Raw genomic sequence first — 24280 nt, 5'->3', positions numbered from 1 at the left:
CTTCGAGGCTCGCCCAGCGGCGCAATTGCGCCGCAAGGCTCGCGCCTCCAGCGACAAAGGCGAAGCCTTTGCGCGGGGATGACGGGGCGTAGAGGCCTTCCGCGGTTCACCGCGAAGAGCTTCGCAGCAGGCGTTTTGCTGCATCGGCCGCGGCCGCCGCATAGGCCCGATCGCCATGCACCAGCATCAAGGAGATCGCGCCCTCGGAGAGCAGCCAGATCTCGCGCGCACGGCGGTGAGCCTCGCGGACGCCAGCCCGCTTCAGCAAGTCGCCGAGATGGGTTTCAAGCAATGCCTTGTGCCGCCGCGCAATTGCGCGTGCGGGATGGCCGGGGAGATCGGCCAGTTCGATAACCAGCCTGGTAAATCCCGAGCCGGCCCATCGTGGCCGGTCGGCCCAGACCGCGAGGTCGCGGAATAGGCCGTCAATAATCGCTGCCGGCGAGCCGGACAGCTTGTCGCCGAACGTGGCCAAGGCCAATTCGTTCTGGGCTTCAAGCACGAAGGCGAGCAGCTGATCCTTGCTTTGAAAATGATTGTAGAGCGTGCGCTTCGTGACCCTCGTCGCCGCTGCAATTTCGTCCATGCTCACGCGGCTATATCCGCGCTGGCGAAACAGGACGTATGCGGCAGCAAGGATGCGCTGTCGTGTCGGTTCTGCAGATCGCACCATGCAGTCACCCCTGAGTATACCAGGTAGTGAATTTACACCGGTCGAAAAACCGAATGGAATGGCATCTGTGACTTTTTCAGCCCGTTGTAACCAGTTTCTTCCCTCGCGCTGCGAAGGCAATCGTCATGCCCGACCCATTGACGCTCAGAGAAATCAGAGCCCGTCCGGTGGTGCTCAAGCTGAAGCGGCCTGTGGTCGCGCGCATTGTCACGATATCGGAGTGGCCGCTCGTTCTCATCGATCTCGTGACCGAGGAGGGCATCGTCGGGCGAAGCTATCTCGAGCCGTATATCGTGAAATCGATGCGATATCTGGTTCCCGCACTTCATGACCTCAGCGAATTGCTCAGAGGTCGAAGCGTGGCGCCGGTCGAACTCTTTGAGGCAGCGCGCAGATCCCTCCACTTTGTCGGCTATGAGGGATTGTCGATGATCGCCGCGTCGGGTCTCGACATGGCTGCGTGGGATGCGTTGGCGAAGGCCGCAAACAAGCCGCTGTGCGTGCTGTTGGGTGCTACGGTCGGCGCCGTGAGATCCTACAACAGCAACGGCCTTTGGTTGAAAGAGCCGGCCGCCGTCGCAGCCGAAGCCTTGGAGTTGCGGAACGAAGGAGGATTTTCCGCTCTGAAATTGCGGCTCGGCCGAAGCGATCCGCGCGAAGATTTGGCGACGCTCGACGCGGTGCATAAAGCGGTCGGTGAGCACATGAATCTGATGGTCGACTACAACCAGGGGCTAAATCTCGCCGAGGCCATCGAGCGCTGCCATATGATCGACGACCACGGCCTCGACTGGATCGAAGAACCCGTGCTCTACGACAATCTCGACGGGCACGCCCAGCTTGCGGCAGAACTGAAGACACCGATTCAGATCGGGGAGAACTTCTATGGCCCGAGGGAGATGCATAAGGCGATCGCGAAAAAGGCTTGCGACCTGGTAATGCCTGATTTCATGCGCATCGGCGGAGTGACGGGCTGGATGCGCGCGGCAGCGATCGCCGGCGCAGCAGGCATACCGATGTCAACGCATCTTTATCCGGAAGTGGCCGCTCATGTCATGCGTGCAACGGAGACCGCACATTGGCTAGAGTGGCAGGATTGGGCCGATCCAATTCTCGAACGGCCATATGAAATAAAGGATGGCCTTTTGCATATTCCTGACGCGCCCGGCCTCGGCCTGGAATGGAACGAACGGGCCGTTGCCGCAAACCTCGCGAGTCTCTAGCCGCAGAGTGGACCGGTTCGAGGGCTTGTCCCGCGCGGGGCGCTCCCCTCAAAACATCTCGAAATATTCGCGCTGCTCCCAGTCCGACACCTCGGCCTGGAAGCGCTCGATCTCCGCGTTCTTGATGAAGACGTAATAGTCGACGAACTCAGGTCCCAGCGCCCCGCGGAAGAACGGATCGTCGTTGAGCGCAAACACCGCTTCGCGCAGCGATTTCGGCAGCAGCGCGGCCTTGGTCTCGTAGGGCGTGTCGGCGGACGGGCCGGGATCGAGCTTGCGGTCGACGCCGTCGAGGCCGGAGAGGATCTGCGAAGCCATATAGAGATAGGGATTGGCGGCCGGCTCACCGATCCGGTTCTCCAGCCGGGTCGCCGGATCGCCGGCACCGCCGAGCACGCGGATCATCACGCCGCGGTTGTCGCGGCCCCAGATGGCGCGGTCCGGCGCCAGCGAATAGGAGCGGTAGCGCTTGTAGCCGTTGATGGTTGGCGTCGTGAACACGGTCGAGGCCCGCGCGTGCTCGATCAGGCCGGCGAGCCAGGCGCGGCCGAGCGGGCTGAGCGGTTCGCCGGTTTCCTTGCCGGTTTCCTTGGCCATGAAGACGTTCTCGCCATTGGCGCGCGACACCAGCGACTGGTGCAGGTGCCAGCCCGAGGCAAATACGTTCGGCAGTTTCGGCCGGCACATGAAGGTCGCGTGATAGCCGTGGCGGCGCGCGATCTGCTTCACTGCGGAGCGGAACAGCACCATGGTGTCGGCCGGCGCGAGGCCTGTGGTCGGCGCGAAGGTGAATTCGCACTGGCTCGGACCGAACTCGACCTCGACCGAGCGTAGGGGCAGGTCGAGCGCGAGGATGTCGCGGCGGATGATCTCGAGCGCCGGCTCCATCAGATCGTAGCGCTGCTCGGTGAGGTATTGATAGCCGTGCGACAGCAGGCTGACCGACGGCGGCCGCCCGGGCTGGCCGGCATCCTCCGGCGCCATATGCGCATCGTCGAGCTTGAACAGATGGAATTCGACCTCGAGGCCCGCGACGAAATCGTAGCCGCGGTCTCCGAGCTGATAGAGCACCTTGCGATAGAGGTTGCGGGTCGCGAACGGCACCGGCCGTCCGTCGCTGAAGTAGAGATCGCACAGCACCCAGCCGGTGTTCTCCGCCCACGGCAGCACGCGGAACGTGGTGGGATCGGCGACCATCAGCACGTCGGCCGCGCCCTCCATCTCCTTCATGCCGAAGCCGCCGCCGGCGGTGAACACCGGAAACACCGTCTTGTGCGAGGTGTCCTTGGCGAGCATCGTCGTGGTGATCGAGCAGCCGCCCTCCAGCGAGCGCACCGCTTCGCTGGCGATCAGCGTCTTGCCGCGCAGGATGCCGTGCTGGTCCGGGAATGAGAGGCGGATGACCTCGAGGTTCTTCTCCTCGACGATGCGGCGGAGGCGCTGTGCGGCCTCCTTCTGCTCATCCGACCACAGGCCGTGACGCTCGACAAAGCTCACCGCGTCACTCCTTCACTTCTCCCTCGCCCCGCCCTTTGCGGGGCCGGGACGAGCAAAGCTCGCCCTGAGAGGGTCGGGGTGAGGGGCTCTCTCCGCCGATTGGATGTGTCGATGGACCTGTACCCCCTCACCCGGATTGCACCTGGCGGTGCAATCCGACCTCTCCCCGCAAGCGGGGCGAGGTTAGGGGAGACGCAGTGTTGCAGCATCGAAGTCACCATTCACTCCGCCGCCGTCAGATGATGCACCTTGCCGGCGATCTCGCGCGGCACCGGGGCGGCCCACGGCGCGCCGCGGCGGCGCTTGACGTCGACCTCCATCCAGTACAGCTCCCAGCCTAGCGTCGGCCCGATGCCGTCCATCGTCGCCGGGCCCTGGATGCTGCGCGCCGAGGCGTCGTCTAGGAACAGCATCGGCTTCTCGCCGCCGGCAACCTTCTCGATCTCCTGCCGCAGCAGTCGGCGATACTGCACGATCGCCTTGTCGCTCTGGCCGAGATGCTCGTTGGTGCGGTCCTGGATCGCCCCCATCGATTCCACCGCCCACTGGTCGTGGACGTTGATGTCGGTGCCCATGCCGGTATAGGTCTCGGTCGCCTGCTCGTGCGGATCGAAGCCGTAGTCGTTGCTGCGGTTCTTGCGCGACTTGTAGTCGGGCAGCGTATAGAGCTCGAGCCGCTGGTCGCGCATCTTCTGCTTGTCGACCGGCGCCGCGTAGCTGGTGAAGATCGCGTACCAGTAGCAGTTCTCGTCATCGACCGGCACGTGCCATTGCGTGATCGTCATCTCGGTCGACATCGGGATGACGAAGCCGTGCGGGAACAGCTGATTTGTCACCCGCACATGGGTGCGCTCCTCGTCGAGCTCGCGCAGCGCGATCAGGCGCAGGCCGTATTCGGTGTGCTCGACATTGATGATCGGGCGATCATATTCGCGCAGGATCTTGGTCATCGGCATGTCACTGCCGGCGGAGGCGCCGCGGAACTGCTTGCCGTAGGCGGCGGAGGTGTCCTCGTCCTCGAAGAAGCGATGCAGGAAGGAGGCGTGCGCCGGATCGATGCCGACCTCGAGCGCCTGCAGCCAGTTGCAGTTCATGTGGCCCTTGAACGCGAAGGTGTGGCTGTCGGGTGCGACGAAGCAGTCGAGCTCCGGAAATGCCGGCGGGGTGCCTTCGCCGAGATAGGCCCACAGGATGCCGCTCTTCTCGATCACCGGATAGGAGCGCTGCCTGATGCCCTTGCAGAGCTGCGAGCCGGCGGGCTCGGCCGGCGTCTCGATGCACTGACCTGATACGTCGAACAGCCAGCCGTGGAAGGCGCAGCGCAGCCCGCCATTCTCGAGCCGGCCGAAGGCGAGGTCGGCGCCGCGATGCGCGCAGTGGCGGTCGATCAGCCCGTAGCTGCCGTCCTCGCTGCGGAACAGCACCAGGTTTTCGCCGAGCAGCTTGACCGGCCGCACCGGGCGCGGTCCCTCCAGCTCGTCGACCAGCGCCGCCGGCTGCCAGTACATCCGCATCAGCTTTCCGCAGGCGTCCTTGCGGCCGGTGCGGGTGATCAGATCGTTCGCTTCCTGGCTCATCATGGCGGCGTCTCCTGGATTTGGATTTGTTCGCCTATTGAACGAATGTGCGAATTATGCCATGTCTAATTCCAACAGCAAGCGCAATTTTTGAACCGTTCAAAGCCCATGCCCAAGCTGAAGCGGACCGATCAGGACGAGCGCGCCACCGATTTCGTCGAGGCGCTCGATCGCGGCCTGCGCCTGTTGCAGGTGTTCGGCACCGTCAACGGCCCGGCGACCTTGAGCGATCTGGCGCGCGCCGCCGACCTGCCGCGCGCCACCGCGCGCCGCATCCTGTTCACGCTGGCGCATGGCGGTTTTGTCGCGACCGACGGCAAGCTGTTCACGCTGACGCCGCATGTGCTGACGTTGGCGGGCTCGTTCCTGCAATCCAACCAGGTGGTGACGGTGCTGCAGCCGGTGCTCGATCGCATCGCGACCGCGGCCCAGGAGATCGCGTCGCTCGCGCTGCTCGACGGCGACGACGTCGTGTTCGTCGCGCGTTCGAGCCCGACGCGGGTGTTCTCCGCTGGTCTCGATATCGGCTACCGGCTCCCGGCGTTCTGCACCTCGGTCGGCCGCGCCATGCTCGGCCGGCTCGGCGACGCAGAACTGGCGGCGCGGCTGAAGGCGATGCGCCGCGATCCCGTGACGCCGCAGACCGTCACCGATCCGAAGAAACTGCTCGCCGCCATCATCGCCGATCGCGCGCAGGGCTATTCACTGGTCGACCGCGAGGCCGAACCGCATTTCCGTTCCATCTCAGTGCCGGTGCGCCGCTACGACGGCACCATCGTCGCCGCGATCAACATGGGCGCGCACGTCGATCGCGTGCCGGCCAAGGAGTTGATCGACCGCTTCCTGCCGCTGCTGCGTGAAGGGGCGGAGTGCGTGAAGAGCCGGCTGCTGTAGTGCGTCTACGGCGTGACGTTGATCGAGCAGCAGCGGCATCGGAATTGCGGTCCCCTCTCCCGCTTGCGGGGGAGGGTTAGGGTGGGGGCTCTCTCCGCGAGTCGTATTGTGGTAAGAGCCCCCACCCGCCGCGCTACGCGCGCCGACCTCCCCCGCAAGCGGGAGAGGTGCAGCGAGACCGCTGTTGGACCGACCTAACCTGACGTGAGCGGCTTTAAAGCGCCACGCTGCGCAGCCCGAAGCTGCGCGCCTCGTTCTGCAGCACGGGTCGCACTGAATCGATCAGCCGCGCGGCGGCGGCATCGACCGAGAGGCCTGCAGTGTCGACCACCGCCGATGCGCGGGCGTAGAGCGGTTCGCGGCTGACCAGGATGTTGCGCAATTCCGCCATCGCCGAGCGGTCGTCGGCCATCGGGCGCAGATCGCCCTGGCGGCGGACGCGCGCCATGTGCTCTTCCGGCTCGGCCTTCAGCCAGATCGTGTAGAATGACGACAGGATCAGGTCGAAGGTCAGGGCCTCGGAGACGATGCCGCCGCCGGTCGCCAGCACCATCAATTCGTTGCGTGCCAGCAGCTGCGTCAGCGCGGCCTGCTCCATCCTGCGAAAGCCTTCCTGGCCGTACAGGGCGATGATCTCGGCGACCGAGAGGCCGTTCTGCGCCTCGATCTCCTTGTTGAGCTCGACAAAGCTCCAGCCGATCTTTTTCGCCAGCAGCCGGCCCAGCGTGGTTTTGCCGGCGCCGCGCAGGCCGATCAGCGCGATGCCGGAGAACGAGGCGCGGCGCGGTGCCAGCGGGCTGCTGCCGGCGAGGATGTCCTTGGCCTGCGCGATCTGGTTCGGCGAAGCTTTGCGCAAGAAGTCGCGGATGACAGCCCAATCCGGGATCGGTTCGCTCGAGGGGATCAGGTCCTCGAGATGCGCGCCCATCGCGCCTGCGACACGGCGCAGCAGCACGATCGAGACATTGCCTTTGCCGCTCTCGAGCTGGGCGATGTAGCGTTCGGAAATGCCGGAGACCTTGGCGAGCACCTTGCGCGACATGCCGGCCAGGCCGCGCGTCGTGCGCACACGCTGGCCGAGCTGCTCGAGGAAGTCGGTTTCCGGATCGTTGGCTGCGGTCATGATCCCTGTGCGACGTGCGGGTTCTGTTCAGGCTGGAATCAGACCCAAGCTTTAGGAAACATAGTGCCGATGAGGATTGACAGCAAGCCAATGTGGTGGCTTTGTATGAATTATAATTCTTAAAACTTGACGGGAGAGGGCAGGCGCTACGCGCTTTTGCCTGAGGAGCGGGCCATGACTTACAACGCAGTGACCTGGCTGCTCGACCGCAATGTCGATGAAGGCCGCGGCGACAAGGTCGTGTTCGACGACACGGTGTCGCAAATCACCTATGGCCAACTGCAGCAGCAGACCCGCCGCCTCGGCAACATGCTGCGCCGGCTCGGCGTCCGCCGCGAGGAGCGGGTCGCCATGATCATGCTGGACACGGTCGATTTCCCGATCGTGTTCCTGGGCGCGATCCGCGCCGGCGTGGTGCCGGTGCCGCTTAATACGCTGCTAACCGCGGAGCAATACGCCTACATCCTCGGCGACTGCCGCGCGCGCGTGCTGTTCGTCTCCGAGGCGCTGCTGCCGGTCGTGAAGGACATCATCGCTCGCATGCCCGACCTCGAACATGTCGTGGTCTCCGGCAAGGACGCGCACGGCCACAACAAGCTGTCGGACGAGATCGCACGCGAGGGCGACGTGTTTGCCACTGCGCCGACCCATGCCGACGAGCCGGCGTTCTGGCTCTATTCGTCGGGCTCGACCGGCATGCCCAAGGGCGTGCGCCATCTGCATTCCAACCTCGCCGCGACCGCGGAGACCTACGCAAAGGAGGTGCTCGGCATCCGTGAGGACGATGTCGGCCTGTCGGCGGCAAAGCTGTTCTTCGCCTATGGGCTCGGCAATGCGCTGACCTTCCCGATGTCGGTCGGCGCCACCACAGTGCTCAATTCGGAGCGTCCGACGCCGGCGGTGATGTTCGCGCTGATGAACAGATATCATCCGAGCATCTTCTTCGGCGTGCCGACGCTGTTCGCGGCGATGCTCAACGACGAGGCGACCAAGGCGCAAGCCGCGGGCGACCGGTTGCGTATCTGCACCTCGGCCGGCGAGGCGCTGCCGGAATCGGTCGGCAATGCCTGGAAGGCGCGGTTCGGCGTCGACATTCTCGACGGCGTCGGCTCGACCGAGCTCTTGCACATCTTCCTGTCGAATGCGCCCGGCGACATCAAATACGGCTCGTCCGGCCGTCCGGTGCCCGGCTACAAGGTACGGCTGGTCAACGAGATCGGCGCCGATGTCGCCGACGGCGAGGTCGGCGAGCTCGTGGTCGATGCGCCCTCGGCCGGCGAGAGCTACTGGAATCAGCGCGCCAAGAGCCGCGCCACCTTCGAGGGCGCGTGGACCCGCACCGGCGACAAATACACGCGCGACGCCGACGGCCGTTACACCTTCTGTGGCCGCGCCGACGACATGTTCAAGGTCTCGGGCATCTGGGTCTCGCCGTTCGAGGTCGAGAGCGCGCTGATCACCCATCCCGCGGTGCTTGAAGCCGCCGTGGTGCCGGAGGCCGATCCGGAAGGGCTGTTGAAGCCGAAGGCCTATGTGGTGCTGCGGCCCGGCAGCTCAGCCGACGGTCTGAATGAGGCGCTGAAGGAGCACGTCAAGCAGAAGATCGGCCCGTGGAAATATCCGCGCTGGATCGACGTCGTCGACAATCTGCCGAAGACGGCGACCGGCAAGATCCAGCGGTTCAAGTTGCGCGACGGTGCGCAATAGCTGCCCACGCGTCGTCCCGGCGAAGGCCGGGACCCATACGCCGCGGCTTTCGTTTTGAGAGACGCTGTTCAACGGCTTTTGCGCAACAACTAACGCCTGTGGTTATGGGTCCCGGCCTTCGCCGGGACGACGAGTGAGGAAGGCCTATCATGCAGAATTTGAACCCCTCAGGCTTCCTCAGCATCGACGGCGCCGAGCTCGAATACCGCATGATCGGCCCAATGCCCGAGAAAGCCCCGACCATCGTGATGCTGCACGAAGGTCTCGGCTGCGTCGGCCTGTGGGGCGATTTCCCGGAGAAGCTGCAGGCGGTGACCGGCGCCGGCGTGTTCGCCTATTCGCGCGCGGGCTATGGCGCCTCGTCGCCGGCTAGGCTGCCGCGTCCGGTCGATTACATGCATCGCGAGGCGCTCGATGTGCTGCCGAAGCTGCTCGATCGGATCGGCTTCCGCCGCGGCCTCCTGCTCGGGCATTCCGACGGCGGATCGATCGCGGCGATCTATGCCGGCTCGCATCAGGACCATCGCCTGCACGGGCTCGCATTGATCGCGCCGCATTTCATTGTCGAGGACATCTCGGTCAAATCGATCGCCGAGACCAAGACGGCGTATCGGACCACAAACCTGAAGGAGAAGCTGGCGCGCTGGCACAAGGATGTCGACAGCACCTTCTACGGCTGGAACGACGCCTGGCTCGACCCAAAATTCCGCGACTGGGATATCTCCGACTATCTCGCCTATATTCGCGTGCCCGTCCTGATCGTGCAGGGCGCGGAGGATCAGTACGGCACGATGCGCCAGGTCGAGATCGCCGAGGGCGAGTGCTACTGCCCGGTCGACGTCGCGGTCATCGAAGGCGCCGGCCACTCGCCGCATCGCGAGGCCGCCGCGGTGACGCTGGACGCGGTCACCGAATTCGCCCGGGCGGCACTCCGCGACGACCGGACCTTGGCCGCCTGACATTTGGTGCCGGTGCCAGGCCATTGGCCCAGCACGTGATTTTCCCGAACATGAAACAAAATGCATGTTTTTTCGTTTTGAACTGGACCAGATCGAAAACATGCATTATTGTGCATGAGGACTGAGACGACGAACCTTCAAAACGAACAACAGATAAGGGTGGCCCATGGCTGGTGACGATCGCGTCCTTGCAGGCGGGGCGAAGTACATCGACTTCCAGACCGATCCGTCGCGTTACCGCCACTGGAAGCTCGACATTGCGGGTGACGTCGCGACGCTGACCATGGACGTCGACGAGAATGCCGGCCTGTTCGAGGGCTATCAGCTCAAGCTCAATTCCTACGACCTCGGTGTCGACATCGAGCTCGCCGATGCCGTGCAGCGGCTGCGCTTCGAGCATCCCGAGGTCAAGGTGGTGGTGATGCGCTCGGGCAAGAACCGCGTGTTCTGCGCCGGCGCCAATATCCGCATGCTGGCGGGTTCGACCCACGCCCACAAGGTCAACTTCTGCAAGTTCACCAACGAGACCCGCAACGGTCTGGAGGATTCCAGCGAGAACTCCGGCCAGAGCTTCATCACCCTCGTCAACGGCACCGCGGCCGGCGGCGGCTATGAGCTGGCGCTCGCGACCGACCACATCATGATGGCCGACGACGGCGCCGCCGCCGTCGCGCTGCCGGAAGTGCCGCTGCTCGCGGTGCTGCCGGGCACCGGCGGGCTCACGCGCGTCGTCGACAAGCGCAAGGTGCGCCGCGACCACGCCGATTTCTTCTGCACCATCGAGGAAGGCATCAAGGGCAAGCGCGCCGTGTCCTGGCGCCTGGTTGACGAGATCGCGCCGAACTCCAAGCTCGAGGGCAAGCTTGCCGAGCGCGTCAAGGAATTCGCCGCCAGATCGAAGCGCAACGGCGAGGGCAAGGGCATCACGCTGGCGCCGCTGACGCGCACCATCGATGACAGCGCGATCCGCTACGGCTTCGTCAGCGTCGATATCGATCGCGCCGCGCGCATCGCCACGATCTCGATCAAGGCGCCGGAAACTGCGGCGCCTGCCGACATCGACGGCATGATCGCGCAGGGCGCGGCGTTCTGGCCGCTGCAGGTCGCGCGCGAGCTCGACGATGCGATCCTGCATCTGCGCATCAACGAGCTCCAGATCGCGATGCTGGTGTTCAAGAGCCATGGCGACCGCGCCAACGTCGTGTCCTATGACGCGTTCCTGGAGGCCAACAAGGCGCACTGGCTGGTCAACGAGGTCAGGCATTACTGGAAGCGCGTGCTCAAGCGCATCGACGTTACTTCGCGCACGCTGGTGACGCTGGTCGAACCGGGCTCCTGCTTCGTCGGCACGCTCGCCGAGCTCGTGTTCGCCGCCGACCGCTCCTACATGCTGATCGGCCAGAAGCAGGGCGACAACCGCCCGCCGCCGGCGATCGAGCTGACGGCGATGAATTTCGGGCCTTATCCGATGAGCCACGGCCTGACCCGGCTGCAATCGCGCTTCCAGGCCGATCCATCGGATATCGAGCGCGCACAGGCATCGATCGGCAAGGCGCTCGACGCCGAGGAGGCCGAGGAGCTCGGCCTCGTCACCTTCGCGCTCGACGACATCGACTGGGACGACGAGGTCCGCGTCTTCTTCGAGGAGCGTACCTCGTTCTCGCCCGACGGCCTCACCGGCATGGAAGCCAATTTGCGCTTCGTCGGTCCGGAGACCATGGAATCGAAGATCTTCTCGCGGCTCACGGCGTGGCAGAACTGGATCTTCCAGCGGCCGAACGCGGTCGGTGAGGACGGCGCGCTGCGCCGCTACGGCACCGGCCAGAAGGCGCAATTCGACATGACGCGCGTTTGATTTTGTGTCCCGGGCGCTGCGCGGCACGCAAGTGACGCGCTGCAGAACCGGGACTTATGTGGACCACGAATCAATGGGTCCCGGCCCTGCGGCGCATCCCTTCGCGCTGCACCGCGTCCGGGACACGAGACCCAGCAAGGAGCACGGCCATGAACATGAACATCATGAACGTCGATTACTCGACCAAGATTCCGAACAATGTGAATCTCGCCGAGGACCGCCAGGTGCTCAAGGCCCTGGAAGGCTGGCACCCCGGTTACATGGACTGGTGGAAGGACATGGGGCCGGACGGTTTCCAGGAATCGCTGGTCTATCTGCGCACCGCCTATTCGGTCGATCCGCGCGGCTGGGCGAAGTTCGATTACGTCCGCATGCCGGAATATCGCTGGGGCATTCTGCTTGCTCCACAGGAGGAAAACCGCGTCATTCCGTTCGGCGAGGATTTTGGCAAGCCGGCTTGGCAGGAAGTCCCCGGCGAGCATCGCGCGATGCTGCGCCGCCTGATCGTGATCCAGGGCGACACCGAGCCGGCCTCGGTCGAGCAGCAGCGCCATCTCGGCAAGACCGCGCCCTCGCTTTACGACATGCGCAACCTGTTCCAGGTCAATGTCGAGGAAGGCCGCCATCTCTGGGCGATGGTCTACCTCTTGCAGAAGTATTTCGGCCGCGACGGCCGCGAGGAGGCGGACGATTTGTTGCGCCGCCGCTCCGGTGATGCGGATTCTCCGCGCATGCTCGGCGCCTTCAACGAGGCGACGCCGGACTGGCTGTCGTTCTTCATGTTTACCTACTTCACCGACCGCGACGGCAAGATGCAGCTGCACTCGCTGGCGCAGTCGGGCTTCGATCCGCTGTCGCGCACCTGCCGCTTCATGCTGACCGAGGAAGCTCACCACATGTTCGTCGGCGAGACCGGCATCACCCGCGTCGTGCAGCGCACCTGCGATGCGATGCAGGAAGCCGGCATCACCGATCCGACCGATATCGCCAAGGTCCGCGCGCTCGGTGTGATCGACCTGCCGACCATCCAGAAGAAGCTGAACCTGCATTATTCGCTGTCGCTCGACCTGTTCGGCTCCGAGGTCTCGACCAACGCCGCCAACGCCTTCAATGCCGGCATCAAGGGCCGCTACAAGGAAACCACGATCGAGGACGATCACCAGCTCAAGAACTCGACCTATCCGGTCATGAAGATGGTGGACGGCCAGATCAAGATGGTCGACGAGCCGGCGCTGACCGCGCTCAACATGCGGCTGCGCGACGACTACACGCAGGATTGCGTCAAGGGCATGCTGCGCTGGAACAAGGTGATCTCGACATCCGGCATCGACTACAAGCTCGCGGTGCCGAGCACGGTGTTCCATCGCCAGATCGGCGAGTTCAGGGATGTCCATGCGACGCCCGATGGCTTGCTGATCGACGACGCCACCTGGGCCAAGCGCAGGAACGACTGGCTGCCGTCGACCGAGGACGGCGACTTCATCGCCTCGCTGATGAAGCCGGTGACCGAGCCCGGCGAGTTCGCCTCCTGGATCTCGGCGCCCAAGGTCGGCATCGACAACAAGCCCGGCGACTTCGAGTATGTGAGGATCGAGAGCTGACGTTCTGAGCGCTCTCCTTCGGGAGAGAGCAGAAAAGGGGCGAGCCAAAAGGTCCCAGGCTCGCCCCTTTTCTTATCCAGCGCTAGCGGTGGCCCTTACGCGTGAGCCCTGGGGTGAGCCGGGCACGTGTTCGCCATCGTTTTCATGAGGCGCGGCTGTTTACCCCGCGATCTCCAGCCCCGCGGTCGCGTAGACCACGCCGCCGTCGACCGCGATCGTGTTCCCGACCACGTAGTCGCCGGCGCGCGAGGCGAGGTAGATTGCAACACCCGCCATATCCTCGTCGGTGCCGACGCGCTTCGCCGGAACGCGCTTGGCGACCTCGTCGGCGTGGTCGCGCGCGGCCTTGTTCATGTCCGACTTGAAGGCGCCCGGCGCGATCGCGGTGACGTTGATGTTGTCCTTGATCAGGCGGGTCGCCATCCGCCGCGTCAGATGGATCACCGCAGCCTTGCTCGCGGCATAGGAATATGTCTCCATCGGGTTGACGAAGATGCCGTCGATCGAGGCGACGTTGATCACCTTGCCGGGCTTGTCATGCGTCGCCGCCGCGCGCAGCGGCTTGGCCAGCGCCTTGGTCAGGAAGAAGATAGACTTGACGTTGAGGTTCATCACCTTGTCCCAGCCGCTCTCCGGGAATTCGTCGAAATCCGCGCCCCACGCCGCGCCGGCATTGTTGACCAGGATGTCGAGCTTCGGCTCGCGCTTGACGAACTCGCCTGCGAGCTTCTCGCAGCCCTCGACGGTCGAGATGTCGATCGGCAGCGCGATGCACTCGCCGTCATATTCGGCGGTGAGTTCCTGGGCGGTGGCTTCGCACGGCCCGGCCTTGCGCGCGGTGATGTAGACCTTGGCGGCGCCCTGCGCGAGGAAGCCGGCCGCGATCATCTTGCCGATGCCGCGCGATCCTCCGGTGACCAGCGCGACGCGCCCCTTCAGTGAGAACAGATCCTTGAACATGTTGCCTCCCTTGCTGTGGCAAGCGTTCTGGCCGTGTTGGCGGAGCTAGTCAAGGAACCGCCGCGGCGGATGTACGTGCTGCCCGATCAATCCAAGGAATTGTCTTGATCGATATGCCCGCAGAGATCGTGCGTCGATTCGATCAAGCTTTCTTGAGATGTGATGCGTTGAACAAACGGGTCAGTCGCTTTGACGTATCAGCACGTGGGGTGGAATTCCAGGACAAGGAGTTCCAAGAATGAAGCACATTTCATTGCCGGTGACGGGTGTGATGCCTGTCACCCTCATTCAATTGGGCCGAAGGCGGAAGGGTCTCTTCACTGCAATCCTTGGCGCAATTCATGTCTCGCGACGGATCCAGACGCGCCGCGTTCTGAAGCAGTATCGGCATCTGATCGACCGTGCCGACCGCCACCGCACCAATCTGGAGGGCGCTCATGTCCATCGGTGAGCGGTCGACGACGCGCAAATCGATCATCCGGCTTCCGGAGATCAGCGAGATCACACTGCTGATCGTCATCGCGATCGGATTTCTCGTTCTGCATATCCTCACTGCGACGCTTTTGATGCCTGCGGCCGCAGGCGATCCGGCCGAGCCCCAGCCAGCCGCGCCGCAAGAGGTGAGAACGGTTCACACCGACTAGCGCTCTCCCAATTCATTCATCATCACTCTCATCAACGGAGGTCCGCTCGTGGCCGACGTCACGTCATTTCTCGTGCTCAGCGCGGCGGTGTTTTGCGGCGCCTTCGTATCCGGTCTCGCCGGCTTCGCCTTTTCGGCAATTGCCGGCGCTATCCTGCTGCATGCGATGCCGCCCACCGAGGCGGTGCCGCTGATGATGGCCTGCAGCGTCGGCGTGCAGGGCGCCAATCTGTGGGCGCTTCGGCACCACATTCAGTGGAAGGAGAGCCTGTCGCTGATATCAGGCGGACTGCTTGGCGTGCCGCTCGCGCTCTGGCTGTTGCACAACACCGATAGCCGGACCTTCCGCGAAGGCTTCGGCGTCATGGTCGCGCTCTATGCCGGCTACATGCTGTTCAGGCCCGCGATCGGCTACGGCCGGTTGCCGGAAAGGCGCAACGCGCTTGTCGGGTTTGGCGGCGGCCTGATCGGCGGGTTGACCGCGATGCCCGGCGCGCTGCCGACGATCTGGTGCGACATCCATGGCGTGCCGAAGCAGCAGCAGCGCGGCCTCGTGCAACCCTTCATCGCCGCGATGCAGATATCCGCGCTCGTGATGCTGCTGCTGCATCGCGACCTGTCGATGAAGGTCGCCTACGACGTCATCCTGGGCGCCCCGGCGCTGCTGGCCGGTTCGTGGCTCGGTATCTTTGCTTTCCGCAACATCAACGAGGCCAATTTCAGGCGCGTGATCCTCAGCCTGTTGCTGGTGTCGGGGCTGTTGCTGGTGATCTAGAGTCTGTGGTCTGTAGCCCGGATGAAGCGCAGCGAAATCCGGGGAAGGGCTCGCCCGGTTGCAAGACCGTCCCGGATTGCGCTTCGGTCCATCCGGGCTACGGAAAGTGGATCACGCCGCGTCGATGCGGCGAAAACCGTTCCACACCGCGGTGGCGGCGCCTGAGGTCAGGACCGGCAACAGCCGCGCTTCCTGGTAATTGCCGTTCAGCGAGACGCGCTGCAACGCGGTCATGTGGTCGGCGCTTTCGGCAAACAGCATGCCGGGCCGGGTGGTCACGGCGGTCTTGAAGCCGATCGATCTGGCGAGCGCGAATTCGCGCTGCCCGGCGGCGATCCGGTCGCCATAGGGATAGGCGAGGTGCGCGACCTGCCGCTGCAGGGCCTGCTCGATCCGTGCCCGGCTGGTCGCGAGCTCGAACGATGCGATCGTCTCGCTCTGCTTGGCGAGATTGCAATGGCTGATGGTGTGCGCGCCGATGGTGACGAGCGGATCGTCGGCAAAGCCGCGCAACTCGTCCCAGGACATGCACAGCTCGCGCGCGATGCCGGCCTCGTCGACGCCATGGCGAGCGCAAAGCGCTGATATCTCGGCCTGCATCTCCCGCTCGCCCGGCAGCGAACGCAGCCAGTCGTGCATGCGGCCGAAAGCTGTGCGCTTGGCCGGCGGCGTCGAGGTGTCGATCCGCGTCATCACGCCATCGATCGGCACCTCGATCGCGGACGCTGCCGATATCACCCGCTCCAGCGCGATCCACCACAGCCTGCCGCAGCCCTCCGCGAAATCGCTCGCGACATAGACCGTGAACGGCGCGCCGAACTCGCGCATGACGGGCAGCGCAAAATCGCGGTTGTCGCGATAGCCGTCGTCGAAGGTGAAGCAGGCGAAGCGCCGCGCGAAGTTCCGTTCGGTGAGACGGCGATGCGCCTCGTCCATGCTGACGACATCGACGTCGAGCGCGTGCAGATGCGTCAGCATCGCGCGCAGGAAGTCGGGCGTGACTTCGAGATGATGGTTGGGCTGGAACGCGTCGCCGCGCCGCGGGCGGACGTGGTGCAGCATGAAGATGGCGCCGACGCCGGCGAAGATCGGCCGCAGCAAATGATGCGCGCCCGAAAAATACAACGCCTCCAGCCCGGCACGGATCACGGTGTTGCGGAGTTGTTTCATGAGGGCGCCGGCCGGCCGATTTGCATTCCGCGGCAAACTTAGCGAAAGACCACTGAAGAAACTGTTATTCCGGTCCGACATGGCGCCCCCGCCATGATGCTTGATTTGGGGTTTGACAGTCAGCCAAGGGTTTGTTTTCTCTCTGGTTCCCGAGCCCGCAGGACCCTGAATGCACGGACTTTTCAAGTGGAGTAGCAAGTGGTGGCCGGGCGTGATTCCACTGGTCGTCCTTTGGGGTATCGCGGCCTGGACCAGCACGGCAACGGTCGAAGCCGACCTCGCCGCGCGCTCTAATGCCGCACTCAAGGACACCGTGCTCGACAAGCGCCGCATCAGCGTCGATGGCCGCGACGTGACGTTTGCGGCCAACGCCTTCTCCGAAGACGGCCGGCTCAGCGCGGTGGCGTCGGTCGAGGCGGTGCCGGGCGTGCGGCTGGTCAACGACGAGACCCGTCTTGTTGCCGAGGCCAAGCCCTATGTCTGGTCCGCCGAACGCGACGTGGTGCGGGTCACGCTTGGCGGCAATGCGCCGCTGCCGTCGAGCAAGAGCAAGCTGACCGAGGCCGCGAAGGCCAGCCTCGGCGGTGTCGAGGTGGTGGATCAGATGGCGCTCGCCCGCGGCGCACCGTCGCGGTTCGACGCGGCTGCGCTGCTGCTGCTCGACCAGATCAGCAAGCTGAAGGACGGCAAGATCACGCTGACCGACAGCAAGGTTAACCTCGCCGGCATGGCGCGCGAACTCGGCGGACGCGAAGCGGTCGCGGCCGCGCTGAAGAACCTGCCGGAAGGCTATTCGGTCGCCGCCAACGACATCAAGGCGCCGCCTTACGTATTCCAGGCCTACAAGGACCCGGTCGCGGTGACGCTGACACTGACCGGATACGTGCCCGACAACAACGTGCATGCCGCACTGGTCGCGGCCGCCGGCCGCAAGTTCTTCAGCGAGAAGGTGGTCGACAATCTCAAGGCCAGCCTCGGCGCGCCGTCGGGTTTTGCGGCGGCGGTGGCGCCTGCGCTCGGCGCGCTGTCGCGGCTGTCGACCGGAACGCTTGTCGTCTCGGACCGCGAGGTGAAGCTGTCGGGCGATGCGCTCTATGATGCCGCGGCCGGCCAGATCCGCGACGGGCTCGGCAAGGACTTTCCGCAGGGCTGGCAGTACAAGGCCGAGGTCACGGTCAAGCCGGCGGCGGCGCCGGTCGATCCCACCGTGTGCCAGCAGCTGTTTTCCGAGATCCTCTCGAAGGGCAAGATCCGCTTCGAATCCGGCAAGGCCGACATCGTGCCTGACTCCGCCGGTCTGCTCGACCGCCTGATCGAGACCGCGATGCGCTGTCCGAATGCCACGATCGAGGTCGTCGGCCATACCGACAGCGACGGTGAGGAAGCCGCCAACCAGGCGCTGTCGGAGCGTCGGGCGCAGGCCGTGGTGGATTACCTGGTGCGCGCCGGGCTGCCCGCCAATCGCTTCACGCCGATCGGCTATGGCAGCACGCAGCCGCTCGCCGGCAACGATAGTGAAGACGGCAAGGCGCAGAACCGCCGCATCGAATTCGTGGTGAAGTAGCGATGACCGTGCTCGCGACATTCTTCTGGGGTTGGCTGCTCGGCGCAGCGCTGCTCGGCTTCGGCATGGGCTGGATTGCGGTGGTGCATCGGGCGCAGGGCGTCTCGAAGGCCTGGATCGGCTGGCTGGCGCTGCTTGCCGCCGCGCTGGTGGCCGCGTCGTTCGCGCGGGTCGTGCCCGGCCGCTTCGGTTACTGGCTCGATCTGTTCCTGGTCATGTTCGCGCTCTATCTCGTCGGCTGCGCCATCGGCTCGTGGCTGCGCGACTGGGTGGTTTCCCGCAGCAAGCCCGCGAGCTGACCCCAAACCCTTGATCCTTCGGGCCTGATGCGGCCGCCACGCGCGGCGCCGGCCGCATTCATTTTGCGGCTTGACATCAATACGTACGTACGTATTAAATTGCGGCCATGCCAAAACCCTCTCTCCGCGATGCCATCCTCGACGCCGGCCTCAAGGCGATGTTCCGCACCGGCTATCACGGCACCAGCGTGCGCGACGTCACCGCCGCCGCCGGCGCCCCGCAGGGCTCGTTCACCAACCATTTCCGCTCCAAGGAGCTGTTCGCCTCCGAGGTGCTCGACCGCTACTTCCTCTATGTGCGCGGCCTCGTCGCGGAAGCGCTTGATGACACCACGCTGCCGTCGCGCGAACGGCTGCGGCGCTATCTCGATCTCATCACCGGCAAGCTTGCGCATGACGGCTTCACCCGCGGCTGCCTGATCGGCGATTTCAGCCTCGAGGCGTCAGGCTCGAGCGAGATGCTGCGCGCGCAGCTCGACGACATCTTCCGGGAATGGCGCGTGCCGTTTGCGGCCTGCATCGCCGAAGCCCAGGCCAAGCGCGAGATCGCCTCCGACTTCGATCCCGACGCGCTTGCCGATTTCCTGCTCGCATCCTGGCAGGGCGCGATGCTGCGCATGAAGGTCGAACGCAGCGAAGCCGCGCTGACGCGCTTCAAGACGATCGCATTCCAAACCGTGTTCAAGGAGTTGCCATGACCATAGCCGCCGAGATCAGCCTGCATCATCGCTCCGTGCTGGGGACCACGATGGCCTATCGCGAGACCGGGCGCAGCGACGCGCCGCACGTGCTGTTCCTGCACGGCAATCCGACGTCGTCCTATATCTGGCGCAACATCATGCCGCTGGTCGCGCCGGTCGGGCACTGCATCGCGCCCGACCTGATCGGCTACGGCCAGTCCGGCAAGCCCGACATCGCCTATCGCTTCTTCGACCATGCCGACTATCTCGACGCGCTGATCGACGCGCTCGGCATCAATTCGGCGTATCTCGTCGCGCAGGATTGGGGCACGGCGCTCGCGTTCCATCTTGCGGCGCGCCGTCCGCAACTCGTGCGCGGGCTCGCTTTCATGGAGTTCATCCGCCCGATGCGGGACTGGTCCGATTTCCACCAGCACGACGCGGCACGGGAGACGTTCAAGAAGTTCAGGACACCAGGCGAGGGCGAAGCGATGATCCTCGACAACAATGCGTTCGTCGAACGCGTGCTGCCCGGCTCGATCCTGCGCAAGCTCAGCGAGGAGGAGATGGCCGCCTACCGCGCGCCGTTTGCGACGCGTGAGAGTCGCAAGCCGACATTGATGCTGCCGCGCGAGCTGCCGATCGCAGGCGAACCTGATGATGTCGATCAGGCGCTCACCGCAGCACACGCGGCGCTTGCGGCATCGAGCTATCCGAAGCTGTTGTTTGCGGCATCGCCCGGCGCATTGGTGTCGCCGGCCTTCGCCGCCGAATTCGCGGCGACGCTGCAGCATTGCGCGGTTATCCAGCTCGGCGCCGGCGCGCACTATCTGCAGGAAGATCATCCGGAGGCGATCGGCCGCTCGGTCGCAGGCTGGATCGCCGGGATCGAGGCCGCGAGCGCGCAACGCCGCGCGGCATGAGTGGACGGGAGGCCACGCCATGACCGATCTCTCGATCATTTATTGCCGTCCCTGCGGTTACGAGAAGCGCGCCGGGGAGGCGGCCTCGCTGCTGCGCGAACGCTTTGGGCTCGATGCGGCGCTGGTGCCCGGCAAGGGCGACATCTTCGAGGTCAGGCTTGACGGCAAGGTGATCGCCCGCCGCGTCAAGGGGCATTTCCCCGATGCCTCGGAAATCGTCACCGCGGTGGCGCCGGCACGGGCATGACCGCGCCGCCGCTCGCGGCTTCCTCCCCGTAGTATTCCGGATGCCTCGCGGGCCGTTCGGCGGGCTAACTAACGCACGGGAATGTCAAGTCTTGTCGAAGGTGGCGAGAAACGCGCATATTTGTGCATCCGCTGTCATGAATCATCCCTAATATCTTGAAGATGCGCGTTTTATTGTCCTTCGACGAATTCCACTCCGGCTTAAAACGCGCTACACGGGGCAGGACACAGCGAAGCGCCGGCGGAGTTCGCCCGGGAGCCGTCGTCGCGGGATCGCAATTCGAGGTCTAGATGCTGGAAGCAATACGCAGGGCGATGGCGTTTCTGCGCCAGAAGCAAATCCTGCATCGGCTGGGTGTTGTGATCAGCATCGCCGTCATCGGCATCGCCTGTTACGTCCTCTATCACATGCTGCGCGGCATCGACACCAACGAGGTGCTCGAGGCCATCAAGAGCACCGAGCCGCGGCAAATCGCGCTGGCGGGGCTGTTTGTCACAGCCGGCTATTTCACGCTGACCTTCTACGATCTGTTCGCGGTGCGCGCGATCGGCCACGCCCACGTGCCCTATCGCATCAACGCGCTCGCGGCATTCACCTCCTATTCGATCGGCCACAATGTCGGCGCCAGCGTCTTCACCGGCGGCGCGGTGCGCTACCGGATCTATTCGGCCTGGGGACTGAACGCGATCGACGTCGCCAAGATCTGCTTTCTCGCCGGCCTCACCTTCTGGCTCGGCAATGCCGCGGTGCTCGGGCTCGGCATCGCCTACCACCCGGAGGCTGCCGCCAACATCGACCAGCTGCCGCCCTGGCTCAACCGCACGCTGGCGTTCGGTATCATCATCGCGCTGGTTGCCTATGTGGTCTGGGTCTGGACCCAGCCGCGGGTGGTCGGCCGCGGCCCCTGGACGGTGACCCTGCCGGGCGGTCCGCTGACGCTACTGCAGATCGCGATCGGCATCGTCGACCTCGGCTTCTGCGCGCTGGCGATGTACGTGCTGGTGCCGGACGAGCCCAATCTCGGCTTCGTCGTGGTCGCCGTCATCTTCGTGTCGGCGACCCTGCTCGGCTTCGCCAGCCACTCCCCGGGCGGCCTCGGGGTGTTCGACGCCGCCATGCTGGTCGGCCTCTGGCAGATGGACCGCGAGGACCTGCTCGGCGGCATGCTGCTGTTCCGCCTGCTCTACTATATTGCGCCGTTCGTCATATCTGTAATCTTGCTGACGTTTCGGGAGGTTATCGTCGGCGCCCGACTCAAACGGCTGCCGCAGGCTGATTCGGGTCCCCGCGCTGAGCCGCATCATGAGGCGGTTCTGGTCCGCAAGCGCGGTGACTCCGGCGTCTGATGAAGCGGCCCGATGCCTCCCGAGGGAAGGTCGATGTGACCGCGCCTGGGCGAGACATGAACCGACGGGAAGAAAGCCGCCGCGATGGCAATTGACGATTCGCATTCCTCCATCTTCTCGCCCTGGCCCGACCGGTTGCGTCATGCCGCGCTGATCCTGCTCGCCGCGGCGCTGGCGCTGAGCGTGGTGGTTTCACTCGGCGAGCTGTCGCTGGTGCGCGCCTGCGCGGTGTTCGCCTGCATCGCGGCCGCGGCGCTGGTGCCATGGCGGCTGCATGATGCCGGGACCTCGCGCGAGGATGTCCGCAGTGGCAATCCGGTAGAGGCTGCCTCCGTCAGCGCCGTGGTCGCCGGCATGCCGGATCCGGCCGTGCTGCTCGACCGCGCCGGCCGCGTCATCCACCTCAACACCGCCGCGGCCGAGCTCGCGCCGGCGCTGCGCCGGAACGAACTGGCGCAATTTGCCCTGCGTTCGCCCGAGATCATCACCGCGCTGCGCGAGGCGATCGCGACCACCGAGCCGCGGCGGGCCACTTACACCGACCACGTCCCGGTCGATCGCTGGATGGAACTGGTGATCACGCCGGTTCCAGTGCCGACCCAGTTCGGTGGCACCGAGAAGTGCATGCTGATGACCTTCCACGACCTGACGCCGTTGCGCCGGGTCGAGGAGATGCGCGCCGACTTCGTTGCCAATGCCAGCCATGAGCTGCGCACGCCGCTCGCTGCTTTGTCCGGCTTCATCGACACCCTGCAGGGGCCGGCGCGCGACGACGCGCGGGCGCGCGAGCGGTTCCTCGGCATCATGCACACCCAGGCCACCCGCATGGCGCGGCTGATCGACGATCTGCTGTCGCTGTCGCGGGTCGAGCTGTCGGCCCATGTGCGGCCCGAGGCCTCGATCGATATCGTGCCGATCATCCGTCAGGTCGCCGACGGGCTCGAGGCGCTGGCCAGCGAGCGCCAGGTCGAGATCGACGTCGACCTGCCGCAGACCCCGGTCACGATCGCCGGCGACCGCGAGGAACTGCTCCGCCTGTTCGAGAACCTGATCGAGAATGCCCTCAAATACGGCGCCTCGGGTGGCCGCGTCATAGTGTCGCTCAACCAGACCGCTCCGGGCACGGGCGGCGAGGGAAGCCCCGAAATCCGTGTCCTGGTACGGGATTTCGGCCCCGGCATCGCCCCGGAGCACCTGCCGCGGCTGACCGAGCGCTTCTACCGGGTCGACGTCGGCGACAGCCGTAACCAGGGTGGAACCGGCCTCGGATTATCGCTGGTGAAACATATTCTTAACCGTCATCGCGGGCGTCTTTTGATCGAAAGCGTGCCGAAAAACGGCGCGACTTTTACCGCCTGTTTTCCCCGGCCGAAGACCCCGATACCGACCAAAAGCTAAGCACTTTCAGCTGCTTAGCGCTGTCATCCAACTGTCATCCAACCTTCGTAAAAGCAGCACCGACCGCTCCTAGATGGACCGGCGTGAGCGCAATCGGGCGCGTTCGGCGCTTCGCTCACAAGATGGAGACCACCCCATGAATTTCATCAAAGCAATCGTCGCTGCCGGCATGGTCGCCGCTTCGACGTCAGCCTTCGCTGCCGATATTACCGGCGCGGGCGCGACGTTTCCGTTCCCGATCTATTCGAAGTGGGCTGACGCCTACAAGAAGGACACCGGCAATGGCCTGAACTACCAGTCGATCGGTTCCGGCGCCGGCATCAAGCAGATCCAGGCCAAGACCGTGACCTTCGGCGCCACCGACGCGCCGCTCAAGGCCGAGCAGCTCGAGAAGGACGGCCTCGTCCAGTGGCCGATGGTGATGGGCGCGATCGTTCCGGTCGTGAACGTCGAGGGCATCAAGCCGGGCGAGCTCGTGCTGTCGGGCGAAGTGCTCGGCGACATCTATCTCGGCAAGATCACCAAGTGGAATGACGCGGCGATCGCCAAGCTCAATCCGAAGCTGACCCTGCCGGGCGACGCCATCACCGTCGTGCGCCGTTCTGACGGTTCGGGCACCACCTTCAACTTCACCGACTATCTCGCCAAGTCGAATGCCGACTGGAAGTCCAAGGTCGGTTCCGGCACCGCGGTCGAATGGCCGGTAGGCGTCGGCGCCAAGGGCAACGAAGGCGTTGCCGGCAACATCAGCCAGACCAAGAACGCGATCGGCTATGTCGAGTATGCCTATGCCAAGCAGAACAAGCTGACCTACACCGCGCTGGTCAACAAGGCCGGCAAGACCGTGCAGCCGACCATCGCCGCCTTCCAGGCCGCTGCGTCGAATGCCGACTGGGCCAAGGCTCCCGGATACTACGTGATCCTGACCGACCAGCCGGGCGAGGCCTCCTGGCCGATCACCGCGGCGACCTTCATCCTGATGCACAAGGACTCGACCGACAAGGCGGCCTCGCAGGAAGCGCTCAAGTTCTTCAAGTACGCCTTCGAGAAGGGCGACAAGGCGGCCGAAGAGCTCGACTACATCCCGATGCCGGACTCGGTCGTCAAGCTGATCGAGAAGACCTGGTCGTCGGACATCAAGAGCTAAGTTCGATATTTCGAACACG

23 protein-coding genes are annotated in these 24280 nt (G+C 64.7%); 17 read left to right on the top strand and 6 right to left on the bottom strand.

Going from position 1 to position 24280, the window contains the following annotated elements; genetic code table 11:
- Positions 1–106: 106 nt before the first annotated feature.
- On the bottom strand, positions 107–793 hold the full coding sequence (locus V5279_RS41525; protein WP_338692561.1) for a helix-turn-helix domain-containing protein: 687 nt from the start codon (positions 791–793) through the stop codon (positions 107–109).
- Positions 794–798: 5 nt separating this feature from the next.
- On the opposite strand from V5279_RS41525, the gene V5279_RS41520 reads away from it, so the two are divergent.
- Positions 799–1896 (top strand): enolase C-terminal domain-like protein, encoded by a 1098-nt coding sequence (locus V5279_RS41520; RefSeq protein ID WP_338692559.1) that lies wholly within the window; start codon positions 799–801, stop codon positions 1894–1896.
- A 48-nt stretch (positions 1897–1944) separates the two neighbouring features.
- On the opposite strand, the gene V5279_RS41515 is transcribed toward V5279_RS41520, so the two are convergent.
- Together V5279_RS41515 and V5279_RS41510 are read right to left on the bottom strand one after the other, a co-directional pair.
- Complete coding sequence (locus V5279_RS41515; RefSeq protein WP_338692557.1) at positions 1945–3393, bottom strand: glutamine synthetase family protein; 1449 nt, start codon at positions 3391–3393, stop codon at positions 1945–1947.
- Positions 3394–3614: 221 nt separating this feature from the next.
- Positions 3615–4973, bottom strand: coding sequence for an aromatic ring-hydroxylating dioxygenase subunit alpha (locus tag V5279_RS41510; RefSeq protein ID WP_338692555.1), 1359 nt, complete (start codon positions 4971–4973; stop codon positions 3615–3617).
- A gap of 105 nt (positions 4974–5078) precedes the next feature.
- On the opposite strand from V5279_RS41510, the gene V5279_RS41505 reads away from it, so the two are divergent.
- A complete protein-coding gene (locus tag V5279_RS41505; protein ID WP_338692553.1) occupies positions 5079–5864 on the top strand; it encodes an IclR family transcriptional regulator domain-containing protein in 786 nt (261 codons plus the stop codon).
- A 214-nt stretch (positions 5865–6078) separates the two neighbouring features.
- Here V5279_RS41505 and V5279_RS41500 read toward each other — a convergent pair whose 3' ends face one another.
- Positions 6079–6987: a helix-turn-helix transcriptional regulator gene (locus V5279_RS41500; protein WP_166299412.1), complete on the bottom strand. Its 909-nt coding sequence runs from the start codon at positions 6985–6987 to the stop codon at positions 6079–6081.
- Between the two features lie 174 nt (positions 6988–7161).
- Here V5279_RS41500 and V5279_RS41495 point away from each other — a divergent pair, with 174 nt between their 5' ends.
- From V5279_RS41495 to boxB, 4 genes are all read left to right on the top strand, one after another.
- Entirely contained in the window at positions 7162–8694 is a 1533-nt protein-coding gene (locus tag V5279_RS41495) for a benzoate-CoA ligase family protein (protein ID WP_338692550.1), read from the top strand.
- 149 nt (positions 8695–8843) lie between these two features.
- A complete protein-coding gene (locus tag V5279_RS41490; RefSeq protein WP_338692549.1) occupies positions 8844–9653 on the top strand; it encodes an alpha/beta hydrolase in 810 nt (269 codons plus the stop codon).
- Between the two features lie 166 nt (positions 9654–9819).
- Positions 9820–11508: a 2,3-epoxybenzoyl-CoA dihydrolase gene (boxC, locus tag V5279_RS41485; RefSeq protein ID WP_338692548.1), complete on the top strand. Its 1689-nt coding sequence runs from the start codon at positions 9820–9822 to the stop codon at positions 11506–11508.
- Between the two features lie 149 nt (positions 11509–11657).
- Complete coding sequence (gene boxB, locus V5279_RS41480) at positions 11658–13109, top strand: benzoyl-CoA 2,3-epoxidase subunit BoxB (RefSeq protein WP_338692546.1); 1452 nt, start codon at positions 11658–11660, stop codon at positions 13107–13109.
- 159 nt (positions 13110–13268) lie between these two features.
- Here boxB and V5279_RS41475 read toward each other — a convergent pair whose 3' ends face one another.
- Positions 13269–14069 (bottom strand): SDR family NAD(P)-dependent oxidoreductase, encoded by an 801-nt coding sequence (locus tag V5279_RS41475; protein WP_338692544.1) that lies wholly within the window; start codon positions 14067–14069, stop codon positions 13269–13271.
- Between the two features lie 238 nt (positions 14070–14307).
- On the opposite strand from V5279_RS41475, the gene V5279_RS41470 reads away from it, so the two are divergent.
- Genes V5279_RS41470 through V5279_RS41460 form a run of 3 tightly spaced genes read left to right on the top strand, consistent with a single transcriptional unit; the run spans position 14308 to position 15487 of the window.
- Complete coding sequence (locus V5279_RS41470) at positions 14308–14520, top strand: hypothetical protein (RefSeq protein ID WP_338692542.1); 213 nt, start codon at positions 14308–14310, stop codon at positions 14518–14520.
- Positions 14507–14713: a hypothetical protein gene (locus V5279_RS41465; RefSeq protein WP_338692540.1), complete on the top strand. Its 207-nt coding sequence runs from the start codon at positions 14507–14509 to the stop codon at positions 14711–14713. Before V5279_RS41470 ends, V5279_RS41465 begins: the two co-directional genes overlap by 14 nt.
- 48 nt (positions 14714–14761) lie before the next feature.
- Positions 14762–15487 carry a sulfite exporter TauE/SafE family protein gene (locus V5279_RS41460; protein ID WP_338692538.1) on the top strand — a complete coding sequence of 242 codons (726 nt, stop codon included), beginning with the start codon at positions 14762–14764 and terminating at the stop codon, positions 15485–15487.
- 111 nt (positions 15488–15598) lie between these two features.
- Here V5279_RS41460 and V5279_RS41455 read toward each other — a convergent pair whose 3' ends face one another.
- Positions 15599–16657, bottom strand: coding sequence for a polysaccharide deacetylase family protein (locus V5279_RS41455; RefSeq protein WP_338692536.1), 1059 nt, complete (start codon positions 16655–16657; stop codon positions 15599–15601).
- A 169-nt stretch (positions 16658–16826) separates the two neighbouring features.
- On the opposite strand from V5279_RS41455, the gene V5279_RS41450 reads away from it, so the two are divergent.
- The 8 genes from V5279_RS41450 to pstS all read left to right on the top strand — a co-directional run bounded on the left by V5279_RS41450 (position 16827) and on the right by pstS (position 24261).
- Positions 16827–18221 carry an OmpA family protein gene (locus V5279_RS41450; protein ID WP_338692534.1) on the top strand — a complete coding sequence of 465 codons (1395 nt, stop codon included), beginning with the start codon at positions 16827–16829 and terminating at the stop codon, positions 18219–18221.
- Positions 18222–18223: 2 nt separating this feature from the next.
- Positions 18224–18520, top strand: a complete 297-nt coding sequence (locus V5279_RS41445; RefSeq protein WP_338692532.1) for a hypothetical protein — start codon at positions 18224–18226, stop codon at positions 18518–18520.
- 107 nt (positions 18521–18627) lie between these two features.
- Entirely contained in the window at positions 18628–19218 is a 591-nt protein-coding gene (locus V5279_RS41440; protein WP_338692530.1) for a TetR/AcrR family transcriptional regulator, read from the top strand.
- Positions 19215–20123, top strand: a complete 909-nt coding sequence (locus V5279_RS41435; RefSeq protein ID WP_338692528.1) for a haloalkane dehalogenase — start codon at positions 19215–19217, stop codon at positions 20121–20123. Before V5279_RS41440 ends, V5279_RS41435 begins: the two co-directional genes overlap by 4 nt.
- 19 nt (positions 20124–20142) lie before the next feature.
- The gene (locus V5279_RS41430) at positions 20143–20370 is read left to right on the top strand and encodes an Rdx family protein (protein ID WP_338692526.1); all 228 of its coding nucleotides are present in this window, start codon (positions 20143–20145) and stop codon (positions 20368–20370) included.
- Positions 20371–20660: 290 nt separating this feature from the next.
- Positions 20661–21716, top strand: coding sequence for a lysylphosphatidylglycerol synthase domain-containing protein (locus V5279_RS41425; RefSeq protein ID WP_224741319.1), 1056 nt, complete (start codon positions 20661–20663; stop codon positions 21714–21716).
- A gap of 84 nt (positions 21717–21800) precedes the next feature.
- Positions 21801–23114 carry an ATP-binding protein gene (locus V5279_RS41420; protein ID WP_338692522.1) on the top strand — a complete coding sequence of 438 codons (1314 nt, stop codon included), beginning with the start codon at positions 21801–21803 and terminating at the stop codon, positions 23112–23114.
- A gap of 136 nt (positions 23115–23250) precedes the next feature.
- Positions 23251–24261 (top strand): phosphate ABC transporter substrate-binding protein PstS, encoded by a 1011-nt coding sequence (gene pstS, locus V5279_RS41415; RefSeq protein ID WP_338692520.1) that lies wholly within the window; start codon positions 23251–23253, stop codon positions 24259–24261.
- Positions 24262–24280: the final 19 nt, after the last annotated feature.

The organism is Bradyrhizobium sp. 26S5, assembly GCF_036923295.1.
Classification (GTDB): Bacteria; Pseudomonadota; Alphaproteobacteria; order Rhizobiales; family Xanthobacteraceae; genus Bradyrhizobium; species Bradyrhizobium septentrionale.
Note: the sequence above shows the minus strand (reverse complement) of the source record. Positions and strands in the feature narration are given on the sequence as shown.

Bases quoted from the DNA above. Each gene is read 5' to 3' on its own strand.
- V5279_RS41520 (WP_338692559.1), top strand. From the start codon at position 799: ATGCCCGACCCATTGACGCTCAGAGAAATCAGAGCCCGTCCGGTGGTG.
- V5279_RS41510 (WP_338692555.1), bottom strand. From the start codon at position 4,973: ATGATGAGCCAGGAAGCGAACGATCTGATCACCCGCACCGGCCGCAAG.
- V5279_RS41505 (WP_338692553.1), top strand. From the start codon at position 5,079: ATGCCCAAGCTGAAGCGGACCGATCAGGACGAGCGCGCCACCGATTTC.
- V5279_RS41500 (WP_166299412.1), bottom strand. From the start codon at position 6,987: ATGACCGCAGCCAACGATCCGGAAACCGACTTCCTCGAGCAGCTCGGC.
- V5279_RS41495 (WP_338692550.1), top strand. From the start codon at position 7,162: ATGACTTACAACGCAGTGACCTGGCTGCTCGACCGCAATGTCGATGAA.
- V5279_RS41490 (WP_338692549.1), top strand. From the start codon at position 8,844: ATGCAGAATTTGAACCCCTCAGGCTTCCTCAGCATCGACGGCGCCGAG.
- boxC (WP_338692548.1), top strand. From the start codon at position 9,820: ATGGCTGGTGACGATCGCGTCCTTGCAGGCGGGGCGAAGTACATCGAC.
- boxB (WP_338692546.1), top strand. From the start codon at position 11,658: ATGAACATGAACATCATGAACGTCGATTACTCGACCAAGATTCCGAAC.
- V5279_RS41475 (WP_338692544.1), bottom strand. From the start codon at position 14,069: ATGTTCAAGGATCTGTTCTCACTGAAGGGGCGCGTCGCGCTGGTCACC.
- V5279_RS41470 (WP_338692542.1), top strand. From the start codon at position 14,308: ATGAAGCACATTTCATTGCCGGTGACGGGTGTGATGCCTGTCACCCTC.
- V5279_RS41465 (WP_338692540.1), top strand. From the start codon at position 14,507: ATGTCCATCGGTGAGCGGTCGACGACGCGCAAATCGATCATCCGGCTT.
- V5279_RS41455 (WP_338692536.1), bottom strand. From the start codon at position 16,657: ATGAAACAACTCCGCAACACCGTGATCCGTGCCGGGCTGGAGGCGTTG.
- V5279_RS41450 (WP_338692534.1), top strand. From the start codon at position 16,827: ATGCACGGACTTTTCAAGTGGAGTAGCAAGTGGTGGCCGGGCGTGATT.
- V5279_RS41445 (WP_338692532.1), top strand. From the start codon at position 18,224: ATGACCGTGCTCGCGACATTCTTCTGGGGTTGGCTGCTCGGCGCAGCG.
- V5279_RS41440 (WP_338692530.1), top strand. From the start codon at position 18,628: ATGCCAAAACCCTCTCTCCGCGATGCCATCCTCGACGCCGGCCTCAAG.
- V5279_RS41435 (WP_338692528.1), top strand. From the start codon at position 19,215: ATGACCATAGCCGCCGAGATCAGCCTGCATCATCGCTCCGTGCTGGGG.
- V5279_RS41430 (WP_338692526.1), top strand. From the start codon at position 20,143: ATGACCGATCTCTCGATCATTTATTGCCGTCCCTGCGGTTACGAGAAG.
- V5279_RS41425 (WP_224741319.1), top strand. From the start codon at position 20,661: ATGCTGGAAGCAATACGCAGGGCGATGGCGTTTCTGCGCCAGAAGCAA.
- V5279_RS41420 (WP_338692522.1), top strand. From the start codon at position 21,801: ATGGCAATTGACGATTCGCATTCCTCCATCTTCTCGCCCTGGCCCGAC.
- pstS (WP_338692520.1), top strand. From the start codon at position 23,251: ATGAATTTCATCAAAGCAATCGTCGCTGCCGGCATGGTCGCCGCTTCG.